The sequence below is a fragment of the Actinomyces sp. MRS3W genome (assembly GCF_032465695.1).
In the GTDB taxonomy this organism is placed as follows: Bacteria; Actinomycetota; Actinomycetes; order Actinomycetales; family Actinomycetaceae; genus Actinomyces.
Window position 1 is genome coordinate 1 of the sequence record NZ_JAWDJJ010000295.1, and the last position, 2,306, is coordinate 2,306.

The 2,306-nt window shown below is 67.0% G+C and carries 2 protein-coding genes; one reads left to right on the forward strand and one right to left on the reverse strand.

Features of this window, described 5'->3' with window-relative positions; genetic code table 11:
* A partial coding sequence (locus RWX45_RS11230) for a hypothetical protein (RefSeq protein WP_316023808.1) occupies window positions 1-191 on the reverse strand: 191 nt, incomplete at its 3' end.
* Between the two features lie 201 nt (window positions 192-392).
* Here RWX45_RS11230 and RWX45_RS11235 point away from each other — a divergent pair.
* The gene (locus tag RWX45_RS11235; protein ID WP_316023809.1) at window positions 393-1,454 is read left to right on the forward strand and encodes a hypothetical protein; all 1,062 of its coding nucleotides are present in this window, start codon (window positions 393-395) and stop codon (window positions 1,452-1,454) included.
* The last annotated feature ends 852 nt before the right edge of the window (window positions 1,455-2,306 follow it).

Here is a 2,306-nt window from a genome sequence, read left to right on the forward strand (position 1 = left end):
CCCACGCTGGCACTGTCCGCAGCGACGTCGACAGCGTGCGCGGCACGAGTGGAGATGCCGGCAAGCGGCGCGGCCAGCACGAGCGCGAGCAGCACCGACAGCCATCGCCCGCGAGCACGCAGGCTGGTGCCCGCATGCCGCGGCGCGTGCGCAGCGCCCAGGCGATGCCAGTCCGGAAGCGTCTTCACCATACCTCCGGTTAAGGAAGCGTCACGGGGTCTTGTCGAGCATGGTCACGATACAGCGCCCGCCTGTGAGAGGCCACCGGTGGTCACATGTGCGCCGTCGCCTCGGGCCGGCGGCGGGGCCTCCACGCAACTGCGCGGTCCGCGTCGCACCCGTGGGGAGCGCTCCCCCTGGTCACTCACGCGCGCATCGTCAACGATTCCGCCATGACCACGCCCAGCTCCGACCTAGCCCCCGCCAGGGAGAACACACCCCACCCCTCCCGGCCGCGGCGCGCGCGCCGCCTTGCCACCGCAGCGATCGTGCTGACGCTAGCAGTACTGCCCCTCACCGGTTGCGGAGAACACGGACAGCGCGCCATGCGTGCCTGGCTCACCGAGCAGCAGGCGGTGGACTCCGCCGAGGTCTACTGCACCAGCCATATGGAAACCGGGTGCAGCCTGCATGCCGACGTCGTCTTGGTCCCGGACACGAGCGCCGAGGATGCCGCTGCCATTGTCGACGCCGCTCTGGAGGAGGCGATGCAGAACCGCCGCGTCAACGCGGACTACTTCCAGATCGGCCTGGAGTGGGTGTATGACTCCGCCGAGTTGCGTCTCGTGGACGTCTCGGTCCCGCCGAGAAGCACCGATGACAGCGACCTGACGCCGCAGGCTCGCGCGCTCCGACTGGAATTGATCGGCGTCGCCACCGACCTGGCCGGGGAGAACGTCGCGTCCGTCGAGATCGGGCTGAACTCGATCGATGTGGAGCGCGGCGAGGTGGACGCGGTTCCCGCAAGGCTGCTCTCGAGCAAATCTTTCAGCGACAGTATGGAAACGACAGCCCTCACCGACAACTTCACCTTCAACGGATGGGACGTTGAGATCATCTCCGCTCCTGACGCTCAACCGCCAGCCAGCATCATCCGCAACGTCATCAACAACATCGTTGAAGTCCCGCTGCCCGACGGGACCGACCCGGCGCTGTTGCTCGATACCACCGACCACGATCTCGTTGAAAACCCCGAGCCCCGTATTCAGGTACGCCGCCTGCCCCGGGGCGCCGACTACCTCCCGGAGACCTCACAGGCCGCGCCCGTGCTCGCAGCTATCGCGGGAACCCCGTACTTTGCCGACGTGGCATTGTGCGAGCGGCGCGAGTACGGCTCCACCGATCCCGGCTCGGGCTGCGTCTTCTACGACCTGCACGACGGGGTCATCGACCGGGACGACGCGTACCCGAGCCCACAGGCGCAGGAGATATACGACGCCGCGCAGCAGCTCTGACGAGAACTGCTGCGCGGCGGCGAAAGAGAAGGCCGAGTACGCCCAGGGCCATTCCTCAGGCGGTTGCCTTCTGTCCCTTCCACAGTGCGTGTGGGCCGGTGCAGCACGGCGCAGGGCGGTGCAGGGTACGGCGTCTGCCCCGTGGCATAGCGTCACCGAAACCGGCACTTGTAACGTGCCCAAACCGGCACTAATGACATACCGAAACCGGTCGATATGACGAGCCTAGGATTTCCGGGGCTCAGTGTCCGCGGCGCGCAGGGTTGTCGGCTGCGTACATGGGTGCTCGCCGACGTTCTCGATGTGTCGGAGGCGGTCGCCTGTGAGGTCTGCGTCAGGGTGCCGCCCGGATGCGTTGTGCCAGATGGTGCTCGAGTACGACCCTTTAGGCCCGAGGCCTCCCTTTCGAGGTGGCCTGGTGGTCGAGTACAACCCTTTGGGCCCAAGTCCTCAGTTGTGGGCGGAGGTCCGGGGCACAACGGGTCGTATTCGACCAGCGTGGGTGCGCAGTCAGGCGTCAAGACGCTGTAGTTGGCCCTGATATGGAAGGCTCGCTCGCTGACACCCCGATCGTCGGTTCCCTGGCGGGGCGAGGCCACGCAGCACAGCCCGAACCCGGTAGCTCAGAGCACCGACCCCCACTCGCCGCCACAGCCACATCGACCGGTTTCGGCACGTCACTTGTGCCGGTTTCGGCATGTTATTAGTGCCGGTTTCGGCACGTCATTAGTGCCGGTTTCGGCATGTTATTAGTGCCGGTTTCGGTGAGAGGGGCCGGGCACTGCGGTGCGGCGGCACCCGCACCGGCCTGCCCGCACCGGCACCTGCGCCGGCGCCGCCCCGTCCAAGCGC